This window comes from Erythrobacter sp. LQ02-29 (assembly GCF_022576075.2).
GTDB lineage: Bacteria > Pseudomonadota > Alphaproteobacteria > Sphingomonadales > Sphingomonadaceae > Alteriqipengyuania.
Genome location: NZ_JANCNT010000001.1, coordinates 2,336,715 through 2,353,661 on the forward strand (window position 1 = coordinate 2,336,715; position 16,947 = coordinate 2,353,661).

Genomic DNA, 16,947 nt, shown 5'->3' on the forward strand with positions numbered 1-16,947 from the left:
CGATAACGGAGTGCGTTTGTCTGGTAAGCTCGCAGGTCACATCGAACTGAGAAACGGATGCTTTTCAGTCCAAGATCGGGGCCAATCTACTCTGCTCATTTTTCCGGCAGGGACCCAATTCGCAAAGGAGGGATTTACGTTACCGGCTCCGAACGGAGGCTTGTCTGTCAGAACCGGAGATAGAGTCTCAAGCACTGGTGGTTATCTGGTGTTGAACGGAGAAGGGCATGAAAAATTCCAGCATACAAAATGCCGCGGAGATGCCTTTCTGCTTAACTCCATGAAGCGGATTTCATCCGAATTGTCATAGCAAGATACTGTTCCGCTAACGGCGTGACCAATGCTCGGCCAGAATGGCGGGAATGGGGTGGAAAGCTTCCGGTCCGCTTTCAGGAGGCTAAGCCGCGAAAGCCGCCGTCGAGGCAAGTAGCAAGCCCCGGCAGCTACGCGCCCTCATTCCGGAAATTGAAGATACAGATCCAGATTTCGAAAGCCGACATTCTCCAAGGGCAAGGCAGACTGTTCGCGTAAGGCTTTTGACAACACCAGATCAATGATCTAGCAGTTTGACTTCGGGCACTTATTCCGGCGCCCGGTAAGGCAATGCGCCCAAGTCCGGCTCGATGAGCTGTGTGCGAAGGACGCGTTGATGAATTCTCCCGCTAATTCAGGTTCCGTAGAACAAACTCCGATCCCGTTTTCCGATGGGGTGCGTGTCTGGGCGCGCATAGCCGCGTTGAGCTTTGGTGGGCCAGCCGGCCAGATCGCGGTGATGCACCGCATTCTAGTCGATGAAAAGCGCTGGATCGGCGAGAACCGGTTCCTGCATGCGCTCAATTACTGCATGCTCCTGCCCGGACCGGAAGCCATGCAGCTTGCCACCTATATTGGCTGGTTGCTCCACGGCGTTCGCGGTGGCCTCGTCGCAGGATGCCTGTTCGTCCTTCCCGGCTTCCTCAGCATTATGGCGCTTAGCGTGCTCTATGCCAGTTTTCAGGAGGCCAGCTTCGTCCAGGCGATTTTCTTCGGCATTAAGGCGGCGGTGCTCGCCATAGTCATCGAGGCCCTGCTGCGCATCGGGAAAAGGGCATTGAAAACTTGGCCCATGTATCTGATTGCCGCCGCAGCCTTCGTGGCGATATTCGCATTCGATGCACCTTTCCCGCTGATTATCGCGGCCGCCGCGCTGGTCGGTTTTCTTGGAGGGCATTTCGATCCTGCACGGTTTCTGGTCATTCGCGCCCGTGAAACGACCGAGGACGGGGAGAGCGAGCCGGAAGCCGTGCTTCATACAGGTGGCATGGCGAAAGCGCAGCCTACATGGCGCGGAGCAGTCCGCACGGCCTTGATCTGGGGCAGCATCTGGGCAGCTCCCATAATTGCGCTGATCCTTCTTGTTGGCCCAAATCACGTGTTCACGGAACTGGCGGTTTTCTTCTCCAAGCTCGCGGTCGTGACATTCGGGGGCGCGTATGCCGTGCTGGCCTATATGGCGCAGGAAGCCGTGCAGACGCATGGCTGGCTTGCCCCCGGTGAAATACTCGATGGGTTGGGCATGGCGGAGACCACGCCGGGTCCACTGATCCAGGTCGTCCAATTCGTGGGGTTCATGGGGGGATATCGCGAAGCAGACATGTTAGGCCCGGTGGCTTCGGGCATCGCGGCTTCGGTCATCGTCACGTGGGTCACGTTCGTGCCGTGCTTCCTATGGATTTTCCTTGGTGCGCCATTTATCGAAAAACTGCGCGGCGTGAAGCTTCTGACAGCGGCGCTTTCGGCGGTGACGGCAGCAGTCGTCGGTGTGATCCTAAACCTTGCCATCTGGTTTGCGCTGCACGTTGCCTTCGCACGGCTTGACGAGGTTCGAGGTTACGGCGCACGCCTGCTCGTGCCGGACTTCGCCACGATCGACGTCGCCTCCGTCGTCATTGCCGCTGCGGCCCTGATCGCTATGCTGCGCTTCAAGATCGGGATGTTGCTCGTTCTCTTCGTGAGCGCACTCATTGGGTCGCTGTATTACCTCGCAACGATGGCTGGCACCTGAAATCACATCCAAGGAGAACTAAGATGAAGCAATTACGCAGAACATTGTTCGTCGGCGGCTTGGCTCTATCGCTATCAGCGATGTCGGCGGCTCTTCACGCGCAGGATAATCTCGGCAATCTCGAGGCGCTAATTTTCGAGGCATCGCACTCGGAGGTCACCATGACCGACGATGGGGTCGCACGCATCGGTTGGACGCGCGCCGACGTGCCGGTGATGGTCGACGGCATGCGCCTCGATCCCCCGGCAGGTCTCGGCTCATGGGCTGCCTTCAAACCCGTCGATGGCGGAGTGATGGTCATGGGCGACACGGTCGTATTCGAGGATGAGATAACAGCCGCGATGGACGCTGCCCTCGCCAACGGGTTGACCGTCACCGCGCTGCACAATCATTTCATATTCGACGATCCGCCGGTCTATTTTATGCATATCGGCGGGCATGGGGAAACCGCCAAGATGGCAGCGGGTGTAAAAGCCGTCTGGGATGCCATCAAGGAAGTGCGCGCCGCCTCGCCGACGCCGCAGCGCAGTTTCGGTGGCATGACGCCGGATGCAAACGGCACGATCGAAGCCCTGGCGCTGAGCGAAATCTTGGGCACCGAGCCAAGCATCGCCGATGGTGTCGTGAAATACACCTTCGCTCGCCAAGGCCGCATGCACGGCGTTGAGATCGGTGGTTCGATGGGGCTTACGACCTGGGCGGCGTTCTCGGGCACCAACGACCTTGCCGCCGTGGATGGTGACTTCATCATGACCGAGGACGAAGTCCAGCCCGTGCTCCGCGCACTGCGCGAGCGGGATATCCATATCGTAGCATTGCATAACCACATGATCGGCGGTGAACCGATGTTTTACTTCCTCCACTACTGGGGAGTGGGTCCAGCAAAAGAGCTTGCAGCGGCGATTGCTGCTGCCCGTAACGCACAGGCCGAAACCGGATAGGCGCAACCATTCCGATAAAAATCAGTAAGGCAGCGATCGCTTGCACCTCATTGCGACAGGCATTGTCTTCGAAATGGCCGGGACGTGAGTTATGTCGTTATCTTTACGGGGTTGCCTTTGAATGCGATTTGGGTTGCGAACGGATTGTCCGTTTCCTTAGGAAAACGCCCGAAACCAGACTGTCTCGAAGCGGCCCCAAAATGGCTGAAGCGCATAAGCTGAGTCGACGGCAGATATCGGGAAGCAGGAGGCTGTCTCACATGGCCGCTTTGGCGTCGTTAGCCGCCAGGCCGCTTTCTTGCATCCGAGTTCCAAAAGCAGACACAACGCTTACGGCCCCGAAAGCTTCTGACCAGCCCCCCTGATTTTCTACAAGTTGGATCAGAGTCATGCCCTACGATAGAGACGGACAGACTAGGCAAACAACACCACAGATATCTTTAACCAGGTTACCGCTCAGGCAGTCTATTCCGGATGGCCGAAGCAAGATCGAAAATGAACTGAGGAACACGACTCGAGGCGACAAGCCGTTCAGCTATAAAGCGCGCAATTAATGGTTTGCGGCCGTCCTGAATTTGAAGGCCCATTCTAGCGTCCGTTGTCAGTTGAGCATAGGTGCCAGCGCCCCATTCGGCATCCACATCAGTCGCCATCTGGTTTTCCCAATCGCCGTCCATCACGGCGTAATTCGCAGCGACGATGGCAAGTGGCAAATCGGTTTCGGGCAGACCGAGCATTCGACATAGCGTTTTGTTAAATGCTCGTTTGGCCGGCGGCTTCGCCTTATCGTTGTCGAAGATCGTGTAGACGGGAATCTCATGCGCGGAGTAGAGATGAACGAGCGTATCAACAACGGTCTTGCCGCCCGCAGACACAATGGAAATGCCTTCTTGATCGAGGTTCAGCCCCGCCTTTTGCAGTAAAACCGGAAGGGCCTCGCGCTCAGACGGCCCCTCCACGATAATGACCAGCCGCGCGAAGAACGGTTCAGCCATTTCAGAGCTTCGCACGTTGCGTAGGAAGGCCCTCACCGTTTCTTCGGTCATTTGGGAGTTGGGATAGAGACTTTGCCGCAAGCCGAGCAGCTTCGCCATAGAACTCGTCCGGACTGAGGTGCAGACTTCCTCTTCATCGTCTGCGCAGCGATCCACCACTACGATACGCTCGCTCATAGTGACATCAAGGAATGTAGAGCTGTGACTGGAGATGAAAATCTGGTTTCCGAGCGCGGCTAGCTCTTCAAACTGACCGATCAAGCTCCGTTGAGCGTGGGGATGAAGATAAAGCTCTGGCTCCTCAATCCCAAGGATTGCACCTCCGCGGAAGCTCTCGGCAAAAGCCTGAAAGAGGGCTAAGACGAGGAGATTACGGACGCCGCTACCCACTTCCTGCGGGGACTTCGCCTCTCCGTTCTCCACCAACATCGGATAAAGGCTCCGGTAGAGGTTGGTCTCGTCGATGGTTCGAAACTCGAAGGAGACGTCATAGCCGGACGATCGCAATTGAGCTGCGAAAGCATCGCGAAGCGAATTCTCGAATTTCACATATAAGTCGGTCTTGAGGATTTGGTGGGCTGAATTGAGTGCGGCTTTCAAGGGGCCGAGCTTATCTCCACTATCGTTCCGTTTCAGATCGTTGTGGAGATGCCGAACGGCTTGGCCAAACATAGTCCAACGTGAAACGCCGAATTGACGGTCAAAGCTGCGGGCCGCATCGACATATGCGAACGCAATCTCTTCTCTTTGGGCACCGGTAAAAGGGCGGATCGGAATTCCATTCTGATCGAAGCACGACAATGCGTATTGCGGTTTGCTCGTGTCGAATTCTAAGAATGAATAATTAGGGTCATCTAGATGAAGGCCGATATAAACGTCCCTTGTGCGGTCACCGGCATAGAAATCCTGATCGGCTAGGTTCGCGGGCATCGGCCAGCGGTCACCCATAATGAAGTTGATCGCGCTAAGGATATTGGTCTTCCCAGCGTTGTTGGGACCAACAAGCACCGTGATGTCCGAGGGATAGAAATCCACGTCCTTGATAGAACGCCAGTTTCGAATTTGAACTCGCGTGATCCGCATCTTGGTCTCTACTCCTTAAACCACCTGCGCCGCTGCCAGCGTATCTCAGTAGACGGCTACCACCAGTCTTGGCGATCGCGAGGGCAAATACTCTCCCGTGCCGAGATCATAGCCGTTGACACCATCTCGCAAAGCTCCCCGCACCCTCAGCGGGACTGTTCCATCATCAACTTCCTGCCGAAGCTGCAAGAGCGGTCAGAGGATATTGTCACCCGCTTGGCTTAACACCGTTCCCGATCTATTCCTTCTGGGGCATGCTTTTGAAACGCCGGTGATTCTTAGGGGGAAGTAATTGTTCATCGAGGAGTTCGTAGTCGATGATCCAGTGGCTTTGGGAAAGGGGCTCGAGGCTTTCCTAACCAGTCTCGACCTGAAGCACGAGTTTGCATGGTCGAGCGGTGCTCGCGACCTTCCTACCGGAGTGCCATCGCGTTTTCTTGACATTTATCCCGACGGCATCGTCGATAAGCATGACTCCTTCGGCATCGTCTACGTTCGCTTGTGGCTGGTGGGACAGAATCCCACAAAGTTGCTCATGGGCATATTTCTCGGGGCCGCACGTGCTGAACAAGCCGAACCTCGTCGCGCCGCAACCTACGTCCGGCACGAGCTCGAGAACTTGCTGAACCCGCTGGAGCGCGAACGTGGCTTTCAGTATAAGACGTGGGCCGACGCCGATATCTGGTGGCGTGAGCAAGAGATGTCGGTTCGCGCGGTCACGCGTCAATTCGAACAGTTCATGACTTACAAAGCTGTGACGCCAAACGCGGAGAACTACGATAGCATCGAATCGGACATAGGAAAGCTGATCGCGACGGTCGACCAGGCGATGGATGAACTTGAGCCGATCCGCGAGTTCGGCAAGAATATCCTTCTCCTCTATTATGGTGAGAATCTGCCCGCCGCTCCGGCTACAAGTGGCGATGGATTCGCGGCCGATGCCGCAGCTGGCGCCGCGCCTGCCGTCGCAGAGCAAGCGCAGCCTGAAATCGCCCAGGCGGACCCGGAGCCCGACTGGTTCGCGAACCTGCCCGAAGATCCCGATCTAGGTGACCTTCGCGGCATGGAGGACGCATACGAAAAGGTGGTCGCCGCGTTGGCGGCCGGCAAACACGTTCTGCTAATGGGTGCGCCCGGCGTAGGCAAGACCGAACTGGCCGAGGCCGTGTGCCGCTCTGTCCCCCAACCCTACGATGTCGTGACCGCGACCTCGGACTGGACATCGGTCCACACGATCGGCGGCTACATGCCGGTGCCGATAGCAGGCAGCGACGCAGAACCGCTCGACTTCATCCCTGGCGTCTTCACCGAGGCGATGGCGGCCAACAAGTGGTTGATCATTGACGAGATGAACCGCGCGGACATCGACAAGGCGTTTGGCGAGATGTTCACACTTCTGGGCGGCAAGCGGAAAAGCATTATGCTGCCTTACCGCAAGCGTCAGGACGACGGCGGCTACCGGCGCGTGGTCCTAGGCATGGCCAATGCTCAGGAGACCGACACACACGTCTATGGCCTTGATCCGTCCTGGCGGCTGATCGGCACGATGAATACTTTCGACAAGGCCAGCCTTTTCCAGATGTCATTCGCATTCTCGCGCCGAGTAGCGGTGATTGAAATAGCGATCCCGAACGAGGCCGATTACCGTGTGATTATCGAGGCGGCTGTTGCCGTCCTTGACGATCAGGCGCTGCGCGATGCAATCGTCGAGCTGCTCGTTGCCATCTTCGCTGTTGAGGGCGGCACTGGTCTCGGCGCGCTGGGCTTGCGGGTTGGTCCCGCCATCCCTCTCGACATCGTTCGCTTCATCGACCGCATGCGGCGATACGAGGACGATCCCGCGAAGCTAGTCTTGACGGCGCTTGAATCCTTCCTGTTCCCTCAATTCGAGGGCTTACACGAACAAACCGCCGACATCGCAGCCAGCATTGCTGCCGGACTTGGCATGCAGGAACTGCCTGTCGAGAGCATCGCGCGTCTGCGTACCTTTACCGGCGCGATGGAATAATCATTGGCGTCGCGGCGCGAGACTTGGGCGAGAGCAATCTGCGACACGGGCAGTGCGGGCCGCTATCTGCTGCCGGGGCGCGATCTCGAGTTCATGCCAGCGTTCAAGGACGGCAGCGAGGTCGACGTTCAGTTATTCCTCGAGCGGCTCGACGATCGCGGCGGCAGCGTCGAGCTTCTGGCTAGCGCGTATTGGCTGTCGCAGCCGGAGGTCGAGCAATTCATCTTTCGCGATCTTCCCGTGCTGCTCAAGAATCTCGGCCACGGATCGCGCTCCTCGCCGCCTTCGGTGGAGCCATCTTTTAAGGGCCGCGTGATGTGGCAGGATACCACCCTCGGTCGACTGTCGGGCGCAGTGCCGCGCGGTCGCTACTTGGTCCAGCACATCGAGAAGTCTGCCGACATCCCAGAGAACCGACTGCTGAAGCTGTTCCTGACGCGGGTGGTAAGGGCGTCGAACGAAATGTCACGGCGCGGCACAGGCGCTCTGCCACAGCGCTTCGCTGGCCTCCGCGACGCCGCGACGCGCGGCTTGGCGAACACATACTTGCAGAGCGTCGAGCTCGAGCACCGAATCAGCGCGCGTATGTTGTCGACCGCGGTGCGCCACCGCGACCATCGCTATTCGCGGCTTGCGCACTTGGCCCGCGACTTCGACCAGTCAGTGGTCCGCGGCAAGTGGGCGCAGGTCCTCGAGCTTCTCCGTAAGGGCTGGCTGGCGCCGGTGTCGAGCGAGGATCTGTTCGAGCTCTACTCGCTCATTCTGGTAATGCAGGCAGTTCAGGATGCCCTCGGTTTCGGAGAGCCCAAGGGATATGGCCTCATCCAGCGCGGCCGCCAAGCAGTGGCGACATATCAGCGCGCCGATGGCGTGAAGGCCGACGTCTTCTACAACCAGGTGCCCAGCACCATCTTTCCTGGCTGCGGATCCGAATACCTGCAGCTTGTTGGATCGCACGACGGAGTGACAGGCGGCGAACGGCGGCCGGACATCACGGTCCGCTTTCGCGCGGGTGTGATTGATCGAAGGGTGATCGTCGAGGTAAAAGAAACGGAGGATCCGACATATATCCGGGACAGCGTTTACAAGGTCCTCGGCTATATGCGCGACTTCAATGGGATTTGGGCGAATTTGGCAGACCAAATGCCGAAGGCCGTCCTTCTGTTACCGACCAACGTGGTGCCGAAAGGTGCACCGGGCGATGTCGTCATGGTGTCGTCGGACCGCACTGCAGACCTCGCATCAGCCTTGTCGACTGTGCTCGGCGATCTCGGCCAAGGGACTGCCGAGGACGGCGACCAGGCGGTCGCGTAACGCGGCTTCGTCGACGTTTCCTAGGCATCCACCTTCTTGCGGCCAGCAGACTTCGCCTTGACCCTGAGTGCGTCGACCTTGCCGAGCAGCTCGATCACCGCGCGGCCCAGGCCCTCACCCATCAGTGGCGGCACGGCATTGCCGACCTGGCTGCAACGGGCGACGTCGAACCGGCGACGCGGGCCATTGATCGTGTAACGGCCATGGAAAGTGAACAGGTCTGGGAAAGATTGTAGGCGCGCCATTTCGCGGACGGTTATGTTCCTGGGATGCTTGTAGTGGATGTATTCGTCTGGGTGTGTGGTAATCGTCGCGACCACCGCCGCCGGATCGAGCAACACCTTCTTGTCCTTCTTCGTGCCGTTTTCGAGCAAGAACTCTTTAGAGAGACGACCTGGCGGCTGAGTGCGGTGCGCTAGCTCGTATAGCGTGCGAACGCGCTCACCGTGAACCGACATACGATGTGAGTCCGGGATTGCGCCGTCGGCAACACCTTCCCTCATCAACTTGGCATAGGCGCTTTTAGCCGTCGTGTAGGTGCCAGATTTGAAGCGCGGGCTGTCCGGGCTCGGCACAAGGCGCGCTCCGGACAAGTCATCGATCGCCTCCTTCACGCTGATGAAGCCGTCCTCAGGCAGGCCATGTTCCATGCGCACAGCTTTTGCACCGCGCTCGACAGCGAGCGCCGTCAGGTCATGCAGCGCCTGACGCGTCATGCCGGCCGCCATTACCCCAATTATGGCGACACGCTTGCGGGCCTGCGGCACGCCGAATTCGGCCGAGTTAATGAGGTGATAGCTGGCGATGTAGCCGAGATCTTCGAGCTTAGCGATCACGTCTTCGGCGACCGACGTGCCAGCTGTTCCAGGCTTGGACACAAATCGGCGTGCCATGCCTTCGACGTTCTCGATCAACACCGCTCGCGGCTGCACCAACTCAACGAAATCCAGCATACGGTAAACCAAGCTGTTCCGCTCGTCCTCGCCGTCGCGCTTGCCGCCGACCGAAAAGCCTTGGCAGGGCGGGCCGCCGGCGATGAGGTCCACCGTGCCGCGAAGGGCCCGCAGATGGTCGCAGAAATCCTTGTCGCCAAGAAGCGCAACCAAGTCGGTGCTCTGGCGCGGCATCCAGTTCGGCCATTGTGCGAATGCGCGGAATGGCGCCTTTGCGTCGACAAGGTTAGCCTCGAGCGTCTCGAACGCCATCGGGTCCCGTTCGACAGCGAAAAGGCCGTTCCAGCCAGCACGGTGCATGCCGAGTGCAAGCCCGCCACATCCTGCGAACAGCTCGATCGACCTCAGTTTCGGCGCTTCGGCTACTTGGCTCATGCTCGCGTCCCATTCATTATCCGTTCGCGATCGACGCTGGGTGGATTCTTCCCGATCCGTGCGTCACGAGGACGCACGGGGAAATTCGACAATATGTAGGTCACGGGCGTTCTGGCGTTGTGCGTGTGGAGCCGATGGCGCTTACAGACTCAGGGGCGAGGCTGGCTTCGACTGAAAATCCCATTGTCAAGGCCGTTCTCCCGTTGTTCCTGTCTGTCTAGTGCTTGAGCGGGCGACCGATGTCAAGAATTCGGGGGCGCGACTAGGCGGCGCGCCCCACGAAAGTGACAGTCGTCAGGTTGGTATTGCCAACTCGCGCAAACCGGTCTCCAACTCCACCGAATAATCGGCCAGGATCGGCACCAGCGCATGATCCGGCCGTCGACGCAGGAAGCCTGAGATCAGACCAATCGCTGCGGCCTTAAACCGCAAGCCGTCGTGTCCTTGCGCAATAAGCCATCCAATCTTCGCAATCGCGAGCAGCAGGCAATCGAGTTCGACATGATCACGCAAAACCCGCCATTCGGCGCTTTGCCTTGGACGCGAGACGCTAGGCTTCGCAGCGATCAGCTCTTCCGGGATACCGAGGCGAAGAAGCACTTGGCTCAAATGCGACCATGTTCGTCCACCTCCCCTCAGCATCAAGCACAGGTCAAGATGAGGCCGCGGTCCCTTGCGCCCAGGCTGGTCGATCAGCTGCGGGGGTAGCCGCAAACCATGAGCCATACTTGCAAGCACGAGCACGGGAATATCGGTGGCCAAGCCACCAAAGGTGAGCACGGGCGTATCGGCCCGGGCGCGCAAGTAATCGAAAAGCTGCGCAACGACCGCTTGTTCGTCACCCCAATCATATTCGGTCCAGGATGCGACCTCGCCCGTGGCGACGCGGCCCTCGGCATCGACGGAGAACTCGAACACGGATGCCGCCATTACGCGTTTGACCGCGGTAGCCCGCCGGTCGGATTTCGGATCAATCGCGCGGTGAGCTTCAAAGAGGTGCTCGTCCCAATACATTTCGAGATCGAGCGCGAGGTAAGTATGCGTTTTCATGTGCCTTTTCCTTTCAATTCATCCTCGGCACTTTCAACTTCTTCAAAAAGGGAGCGGTCGTGCTCGCTCCAAGGCCCGCCAGGCTTCCCACGCAGCGTAGAGATAGGCTCGCTCCTCCTGATTGCGGACAAACCCAAGCGCCATCAGCCAGGCCGCCTGTGCGCGATCGGCTGCTTCGCGCTGGGCCTGCAGAAGGTGGGGAGGTCGGTCGCTAACCGTCAGGCCGTGGTCGCGGGCGAGCCTTGCCAGCGTCTTCTCGCGTGCGCGGATCACGTGGCGCTGGATGGAGGGTAGATGTGCTGTGCCCGGTAGCTCCTCGTAGGATGGGCATCGGTTACGCCGGTATGCCTCTCGATTGTTGTGCGAGAACGACCGGCATCCAATCGCAAACGTGTGACGGTGCAACAGGCAGCGAATATGTGCGCCCGGGAACCGCCAGTCCGCCCCCGGCTCGAAGGTTACATGGGTCGATGCGAACCGAGCTTCATCGTCATTGGTGCGCTCGACCGAGAATGTGGCGAGACAGACAATCGGTCCTGCGGGATATTCAAGTTCGGTGGCGCTGGCCGTCCGCACCGTTGAAATGGCCAGCACGTGGTTTGGGTGTTCCAGCATTGGTGTCTCCCCCGATGCGCCGCGGGCGGCATCTCCGAGGAGACACCGCCCGCAAGCGACTGGGTTTTCAGGATGGGGTTGTGGGTTACGCGGTCACGCTGGCGGGGCCGCGCTCGAAGATCACGACCTGCGGATCCCACCCGGCATGATTACCGAACGTGTCCGCCAGGGCAGCATCGTAACGCGCCTGTGCAGCCAAGATGGCCTTCGGAAGCTTCGCCGCCGATGGAACCCGTGTCTCCTGGAGAAGCCACCGGCTATCGAGGCGGAAGCAGCGCGTGCGATCCTTGGTGATCAGCTGCAGGGGCTTTGCCGCTCTGCGCTGGACGATCTCCACCGGCAGCAGCTCTGCCCCATTCGCTGTTCGCAGCACTAGGACGGTCAAGAAAGGATCTGTGGCTGCGATGTTGGGATAGCAATGGATCAGTGTATCCTGCCTTTCGGCGATCGCCTTCTGGGCGATGGCGCACAGAATTTCATCGTTGGGGTCGTCAATCGCTGCGAATGCCAGCCCGCTCGTAATAGGCGCCTCCTTGGGGAAGCCGAGCTCCTTGCGCAGCGCCATCATGCGACGCTTGCGTTGCTGTAGGCCGCGATCGTTCGTATTCGTCATTTCCGTAATCCTTCGCTTGAGGTTGCGGCCGTATTCGGCCGGAGCATTTTCCCTTCTCGGATCCTGCTCACCCTCTTCGACCCTTCCGAACCTGACGCCGCTGGTTGCCCAGCGACGCCAGCCGTCGGTCTCAGTCCTGCCCATGGCGCGTATGCCACGTCATGGTTTGCTGAACGGGCCGGGCACCTGGTGCGATGCGCAGCAGCAAGGCCAGCTCCGCGTGCACATCCGCCTTTGCGACTTCGGTCCACCACACCTTCTTGTGCGGGTTCCAGCGATAACCGAACCGCTTGAGTTCGTGCCGCGTCTCGTAGGGCGCGCGCTCGGCGAAGATACGGACGGTCGGCACCTGCGCGGTGCGCATTGCCTCGGCCAATACGGTTTCTCCGGTCGGTAATTCGCTGTCGAGCAATGCCAGCAGCGCTTCGACGTCGGCGATCGCATCATGAGCGGTAGGTGCGAATAGGCCCTGCTGCATCAGCAGGTGGCCGAGCTTCGCGCCGTCGAACCCGTGGCCCAACCAGTCGACGTCGCGGAAGGAGCAGATCCATGGCAGGTGCTCGATGCCAGGCAATAAGCGCCTGCAAAATCCAGCATCGAATCCGGCGTTGTGGGCGAGCGCCACGTCGGCCTGACAAATGAACTTGGTCAGCGCGGCATGCCTTATCTTTTTGCCGCGCACTGCGCCGTTATCAATGCCAGTAAGCTTGGCGATCCTCGGTGGAATTTGTCGTCCCGGGTCCGCGAGGGCTGTTCCGTGGTCTACCACGCGCAGGATCCGTCCGTCCTGTGATACATCGACGAGCGCGACGGCGATCTGGATCAAATTGTCCCGCGAAGGATCAAGACCATCAGTTTCGACATCGACGATGGCCAGCCGGGTTGCCACGGGTTGGCTGGCAGCCTTCGGCCAGTCATCGATGTGTGGTATCCTGCGAAGAGCGCGCACAGATGCGGCGCTGTCCGTGCGTGGCCGTTCGATCGGTATTGTATTCATATTCAATCCTCATCTTGATGATGAGGACAGCCGAAGGCATTTTCCCTCTCTTACTGTCCTCATGGGACAGCGATGCTCTTCAGCTCAGGGGCGCACCTGCCGGTGCGGAATTTTCCTGATGTGGATGCATACTCCGGGGGAATGTTCAACGACAGCGTTGAGGCTCAAGTTAACCCGGTTCCGATAAGGGATTCACTGGAGGTCGTTGCCGCCGTTTTCCCAAGGCCAGGACGGCGATCCCTTTGAGCGCTGCGATGTCTTGCTCGATTTCGTTTCGCTTTTTCGCTTCCGGCGTCTTTCACTCATGCCAGAGCCTTCGAGCCCAGTAGCGCCACTCGCACTGCGAACGGTCGGCGTTGAACGACCGCTTTTATCGGCTTTTTGGTCATCGGTCAGGTCGATGGGATATGCTGGCCTGTCTGGCTTTAGTCTACTAAAATGGCTTTCGAAATCTTGGTCCGGCGAAGTCCCTTCAGGCTGGCTGGGCCGGGAGACAGCTGGCTCGTGCAAACTTAAGCTATTAGCGTCCGAGTTCGGAAGTAACGCTTCAGGATATAGCGGCGCGCGGCGATGGAAGCTCCACGTAGCGCTTGAATTCGACGATACCTGCCCATCCGGGCCGAGCTGGGCGGGAAGCTGCGGCGCGCACTTGGCACTGGAAGACGTGTTGAACGCCCACGCTGGTGAACTCTCGGCACTTTTGGCCAGAGGCGCTGGCTGTCGCGGGGCTGTTTCTGCCAGTCGAGAATCAGGATCGGCCTCGGTTTTCGCATCTTCAATCGGTTCAGGCGTAATTGGCGTCGCTAGGGCACTGGTAGCGAGCCACCAAACGGAGGGTGTTTCTTCTTCGTCCTCGACCAAAGGCATGGGCAATGCGGGTGCCATCCACGGTGCCTTCCACATCGTGTCTGGCGGCACCACCTCGGTTAGGCTGTCCGGTAAAGCAGGTGCCCCTGCAATTATTGTTGCCGGCCGGAACTTTGGCTCGACCAGCTCCTCCGGCAGTGTCGGAGGTGATGTATGAGCAAAGCGGGATGTGCCAGGCCGTGCGCCGTCCAACGGGGCCGGTTGATCAGGAACTATCGTTCCGAAAGCAACTTGGGATGACGTTTCACCCCGATCCGGTGCTGCGATATCATCATTGGCTGGGTCGACGCCGTCTCGATGGTTGTCGTCTTCCAAGGTCGGCGGCAGCACCGGGATTGGGACACCACGAACATCGAATGCTCTGGTGCCCCCCGCCGATGTGGCAGGCTGGATCGCCATTGCCGCGAGAAGTGCATTGCGCTCCGTCCGGACGAAGTCAGCAACTGCGGCCACCCCTGCTCGCAAGACGCTGCGCATTTCCCGCACCGCCTGAAGAGCTGAATTACGTGCGACCACGGTCAGGTTATGCTCGTTCAGCTCTACCCTCTCTCCGCGCCTGACCTTCTCTGTGAGGCCTGCGCCAAGATGCTCCTGGGGGATGTAGTCGATTCCGGCCGCTGCATAAGATAGGTGCGTGTATCGCTTGTCGACGCCGTGCATTTCGGCTGTCCGATTGAGTTCCTCGGACAAAAGGAATCGCATCCGGGTCCATTGCTCCGGGCAGTCGAGGTCGGTCCGGATTGCTCGACCGATCTGCCACTCTGCCTCATCGGTGCGCACCATGGGCCGATAGGAAAATACGACATGAGCGTGCCAGTTACGCTGATCGCCTTGCTCCGACGGCGCGTGCAGACAGACGGAATAGGGGAGATCTTGGCTGCCGAATGCCTGGTCACAATAACGTAGCAGCATCGCCCATTGCTCTTCCGGCGGCAATTCGTGCATCGACTGGATGATCATGTGATGGACGACCTTTGCATTGGCAGCCGCCGACCGGTTCACGCGCTCAAGTTCGTCAAAAGCTTCGGCTGTCTCCTCGACTGACAGGCCGACGGAACTGAAGAACGCCAGGCCGCCGTCATCGAATTCATGCGCGCCATCGGCGCCGTAGAGAACCAAATCCTTTGCGGCGCCCTGCTTGCTCGATTTTGCGTTCCGGTAGACCGTGCGCTGGAAGGGGAAGAGCAGCCCCTGTGAGGTTCGTATCGGCGTCGTGTAACGTGGCATCCAGCCCCTCGTATTGCCGATACGGATCGCCCGTGAAGATGTGCTAGCCTTGTATCCTTGGCCCTTCTCTTCACCCCAGTTCTTCGCCTTGATCCGAAACCAGAAGAAGGCACGTTCACGCGCCCGATGCCGGATTTCAGCTTCCCTCTCCAACTTCTTCATCGACTTGATGTGCTGCGCTTCGCTCCAGGCCGCGCGTAACCTCGCTTGTTCAGCTTGCCATTCGATCCGCAGCCAAGGATCGCGCGAAGCCCGCACGAGACTCGCGCATTGCTTCGATCCCGCTTCGACATATTGGCATTTGCGATCTTGCTTGATCTTCATGGGGGCGGTCTTTGCAAACGGGGGCGGCGGAGCTGCATTAAGTGGCAAACATTATTTCGCGTACCGCCCCCACTTCATCCTTTAGTGCGCTAAACTTGTCTGCGTATTGTCCGCTGCTCCCACCTCCGCCGCAATCCCCATTTGCTTAAGTGGCAGCACAATCTGCCCCTTACCGCGCTGACCTGTTTGGATATTTCGGCCAACCGGAATATAACTGGTCGATGGAACACGACTTAAATCCCAGCTCGGGCACTGACCTTGAGCACCTAGCCTCTCAACTCGATCGGGCGATGGCATCGTTGGCCAGAACCGAGCAGCGATTGGCTGCACCCGAGATCACACCAGGTGAGACGGGGTTTCGCGATCCGAAGGATGTGTATCATCAAATCACGCTGGGCGCCGTTTTGGTCCAATATGGACTGAGCGCCCAGCACGCCCGCGCGCTCGATGGTCTGCTTTCACTCGCTTTCGATCAGGCGAGGACCGTTGTGGAGGAGGCTTCTCAGATTGTCGGCGAGGCAAGCGACGACGATAATGAGACCATAGGATCGGGGCTTCTCGAACTGCTGGAGCTGATACCAACGCGGCTCGAACAGTTCGGCCGGTATGCGGAGTGGCGGCGTGGCTTTGATCGCTACACGGACAGAACGAGGCCATATCTCGACGGACTGACCGATGAGGATCTTCATCGGCTCGCCGGACGGCCGCCTTCCAAAAAACAGATGCATCTGATCCGCGTAACCTGCGCCTATCACGGCATAGCCTTCCCCGCCGTGCCTGATCGTAGGGCTGCCTTCGAATGGCTGCGCGATATCGGTGCCAACCCCAAATACCGGGAGGTCCGGCCATGAAATTCCAATGGCGGATGCCTGATAAGACCGAGGTCACGATCGACCATCCAGACGAAATTGCGAGGACTATAAACGACCTGAAAGCGGAGCATGATACAGCCGTAAGCGACGGATCGATAAAGACAGCTGCAGCCATTAAACTGCAATACAACGATCAGCTCAAACAGTGGGGCGCGTGCATGGCCCACTTGTATTTGGACAAGCAAAAAGAGCTGAGCGCCCTCATCACTCGGACGAAACAGGCGCTCGCTTGGTGGGATGAATTGTCGTCGCACGACGCAGGCGCTGAGACGCTTTCCGAACTTCAAGAGGCGCTTTTGGCGGATGTTCCAGCCAATCGGATGCCAGAGTCATGGATAGCGGCCTCATGGGTCATCAATAGCGACCCGAACTTTCGACCGCCTTCCGACGATCTGGAAGCAGCTAGGGTCCTTCTGGCCGAGAAGCTTTCTATCGCGTCCACCTGCGTTCAAATGGCAAATAGCCTGAAAAACAAGTTCTGGAATGGCGAGAGACCGACCCAGGGCGAGATCGACGCCTTTCACGCAAAATTTGCCCAGCTTCAGGGGGCAGAGCATGACTCGGGCCTGTAATTGCAAGCCGTCCCCAACTCCGACGGTTGGGACCGTAAGTGAAAAGATCGTTGTCGAGTTTCTAGTATCTGCGTTCCAATGGATCGCTCAGAACATC

Annotated in this window: 13 protein-coding genes; 6 read left to right on the forward strand and 7 right to left on the reverse strand. The window is 58.8% G+C overall.

Features of this window, described 5'->3' with window-relative positions:
- Positions 1–649 precede the first annotated feature (649 nt).
- Both chrA and MKP08_RS11535 read left to right on the forward strand, forming a co-directional pair.
- Positions 650–2,044: a chromate efflux transporter gene (chrA, locus tag MKP08_RS11530; protein WP_067673225.1), complete on the forward strand. Its 1,395-nt coding sequence runs from the start codon at positions 650–652 to the stop codon at positions 2,042–2,044.
- A 23-nt stretch (positions 2,045–2,067) separates the two neighbouring features.
- A complete protein-coding gene (locus tag MKP08_RS11535; RefSeq protein ID WP_225081837.1) occupies positions 2,068–2,985 on the forward strand; it encodes a DUF1259 domain-containing protein in 918 nt (305 codons plus the stop codon).
- A gap of 449 nt (positions 2,986–3,434) precedes the next feature.
- Here the strand turns inward: MKP08_RS11535 and MKP08_RS11540 are convergent, their stop codons facing one another.
- The gene (locus MKP08_RS11540) at positions 3,435–5,063 is read right to left on the reverse strand and encodes an ATP-dependent endonuclease (RefSeq protein ID WP_241553946.1); all 1,629 of its coding nucleotides are present in this window, start codon (positions 5,061–5,063) and stop codon (positions 3,435–3,437) included.
- A gap of 292 nt (positions 5,064–5,355) precedes the next feature.
- Here MKP08_RS11540 and MKP08_RS11545 point away from each other — a divergent pair, with 292 nt between their 5' ends.
- Together MKP08_RS11545 and MKP08_RS11550 are read left to right on the forward strand one after the other, a co-directional pair.
- Positions 5,356–7,071 (forward strand): AAA family ATPase, encoded by a 1,716-nt coding sequence (locus tag MKP08_RS11545; RefSeq protein ID WP_241553947.1) that lies wholly within the window; start codon positions 5,356–5,358, stop codon positions 7,069–7,071.
- 3 nt (positions 7,072–7,074) lie between these two features.
- Positions 7,075–8,385, forward strand: a complete 1,311-nt coding sequence (locus MKP08_RS11550) for a hypothetical protein (protein WP_241553948.1) — start codon at positions 7,075–7,077, stop codon at positions 8,383–8,385.
- 20 nt (positions 8,386–8,405) lie between these two features.
- On the opposite strand, the gene MKP08_RS11555 is transcribed toward MKP08_RS11550, so the two are convergent.
- The 6 genes from MKP08_RS11555 to MKP08_RS11580 form a co-directional block, all read right to left on the reverse strand.
- On the reverse strand, positions 8,406–9,713 hold the full coding sequence (locus tag MKP08_RS11555; protein WP_241553949.1) for a DNA cytosine methyltransferase: 1,308 nt from the start codon (positions 9,711–9,713) through the stop codon (positions 8,406–8,408).
- 294 nt (positions 9,714–10,007) lie between these two features.
- Positions 10,008–10,763: a hypothetical protein gene (locus MKP08_RS11560; RefSeq protein WP_241553950.1), complete on the reverse strand. Its 756-nt coding sequence runs from the start codon at positions 10,761–10,763 to the stop codon at positions 10,008–10,010.
- Between the two features lie 42 nt (positions 10,764–10,805).
- Entirely contained in the window at positions 10,806–11,378 is a 573-nt protein-coding gene (locus MKP08_RS11565) for a hypothetical protein (protein WP_241553951.1), read from the reverse strand.
- 85 nt (positions 11,379–11,463) lie between these two features.
- Positions 11,464–12,135: a hypothetical protein gene (locus MKP08_RS11570; protein ID WP_241553952.1), complete on the reverse strand. Its 672-nt coding sequence runs from the start codon at positions 12,133–12,135 to the stop codon at positions 11,464–11,466.
- On the reverse strand, positions 12,122–12,988 hold the full coding sequence (locus tag MKP08_RS11575; protein WP_255750173.1) for a 3'-5' exonuclease: 867 nt from the start codon (positions 12,986–12,988) through the stop codon (positions 12,122–12,124). The genes MKP08_RS11570 and MKP08_RS11575 overlap by 14 nt, the downstream gene beginning before the upstream one ends.
- 192 nt (positions 12,989–13,180) lie before the next feature.
- A complete protein-coding gene (locus tag MKP08_RS11580; RefSeq protein WP_241553954.1) occupies positions 13,181–15,406 on the reverse strand; it encodes a MobA/MobL family protein in 2,226 nt (741 codons plus the stop codon).
- Between the two features lie 290 nt (positions 15,407–15,696).
- Here MKP08_RS11580 and MKP08_RS11585 point away from each other — a divergent pair, with 290 nt between their 5' ends.
- Complete coding sequence (locus tag MKP08_RS11585) at positions 15,697–16,257, forward strand: hypothetical protein (protein WP_241553955.1); 561 nt, start codon at positions 15,697–15,699, stop codon at positions 16,255–16,257.
- Positions 16,254–16,850: a hypothetical protein gene (locus MKP08_RS11590; protein WP_241553956.1), complete on the forward strand. Its 597-nt coding sequence runs from the start codon at positions 16,254–16,256 to the stop codon at positions 16,848–16,850. Before MKP08_RS11585 ends, MKP08_RS11590 begins: the two co-directional genes overlap by 4 nt.
- Positions 16,851–16,947 lie beyond the last annotated feature (97 nt).

What these genes read in the sequence shown, in the direction of transcription:
- chrA (WP_067673225.1), top strand. Translation starts at nt 650, where the DNA reads ATGAATTCTCCCGCTAATTCAGGTTCCGTAGAACAAACTCCGATCCCG.
- MKP08_RS11535 (WP_225081837.1), top strand. Translation starts at nt 2,068, where the DNA reads ATGAAGCAATTACGCAGAACATTGTTCGTCGGCGGCTTGGCTCTATCG.
- MKP08_RS11540 (WP_241553946.1), bottom strand. Translation starts at nt 5,063, where the DNA reads ATGCGGATCACGCGAGTTCAAATTCGAAACTGGCGTTCTATCAAGGAC.
- MKP08_RS11555 (WP_241553949.1), bottom strand. Translation starts at nt 9,713, where the DNA reads ATGAGCCAAGTAGCCGAAGCGCCGAAACTGAGGTCGATCGAGCTGTTC.
- MKP08_RS11560 (WP_241553950.1), bottom strand. Translation starts at nt 10,763, where the DNA reads ATGAAAACGCATACTTACCTCGCGCTCGATCTCGAAATGTATTGGGAC.
- MKP08_RS11565 (WP_241553951.1), bottom strand. Translation starts at nt 11,378, where the DNA reads ATGCTGGAACACCCAAACCACGTGCTGGCCATTTCAACGGTGCGGACG.
- MKP08_RS11570 (WP_241553952.1), bottom strand. Translation starts at nt 12,135, where the DNA reads ATGGGCAGGACTGAGACCGACGGCTGGCGTCGCTGGGCAACCAGCGGC.
- MKP08_RS11575 (WP_255750173.1), bottom strand. Translation starts at nt 12,988, where the DNA reads ATGAATACAATACCGATCGAACGGCCACGCACGGACAGCGCCGCATCT.
- MKP08_RS11580 (WP_241553954.1), bottom strand. Translation starts at nt 15,406, where the DNA reads ATGAAGATCAAGCAAGATCGCAAATGCCAATATGTCGAAGCGGGATCG.
- MKP08_RS11585 (WP_241553955.1), top strand. Translation starts at nt 15,697, where the DNA reads ATGGCATCGTTGGCCAGAACCGAGCAGCGATTGGCTGCACCCGAGATC.
- MKP08_RS11590 (WP_241553956.1), top strand. Translation starts at nt 16,254, where the DNA reads ATGAAATTCCAATGGCGGATGCCTGATAAGACCGAGGTCACGATCGAC.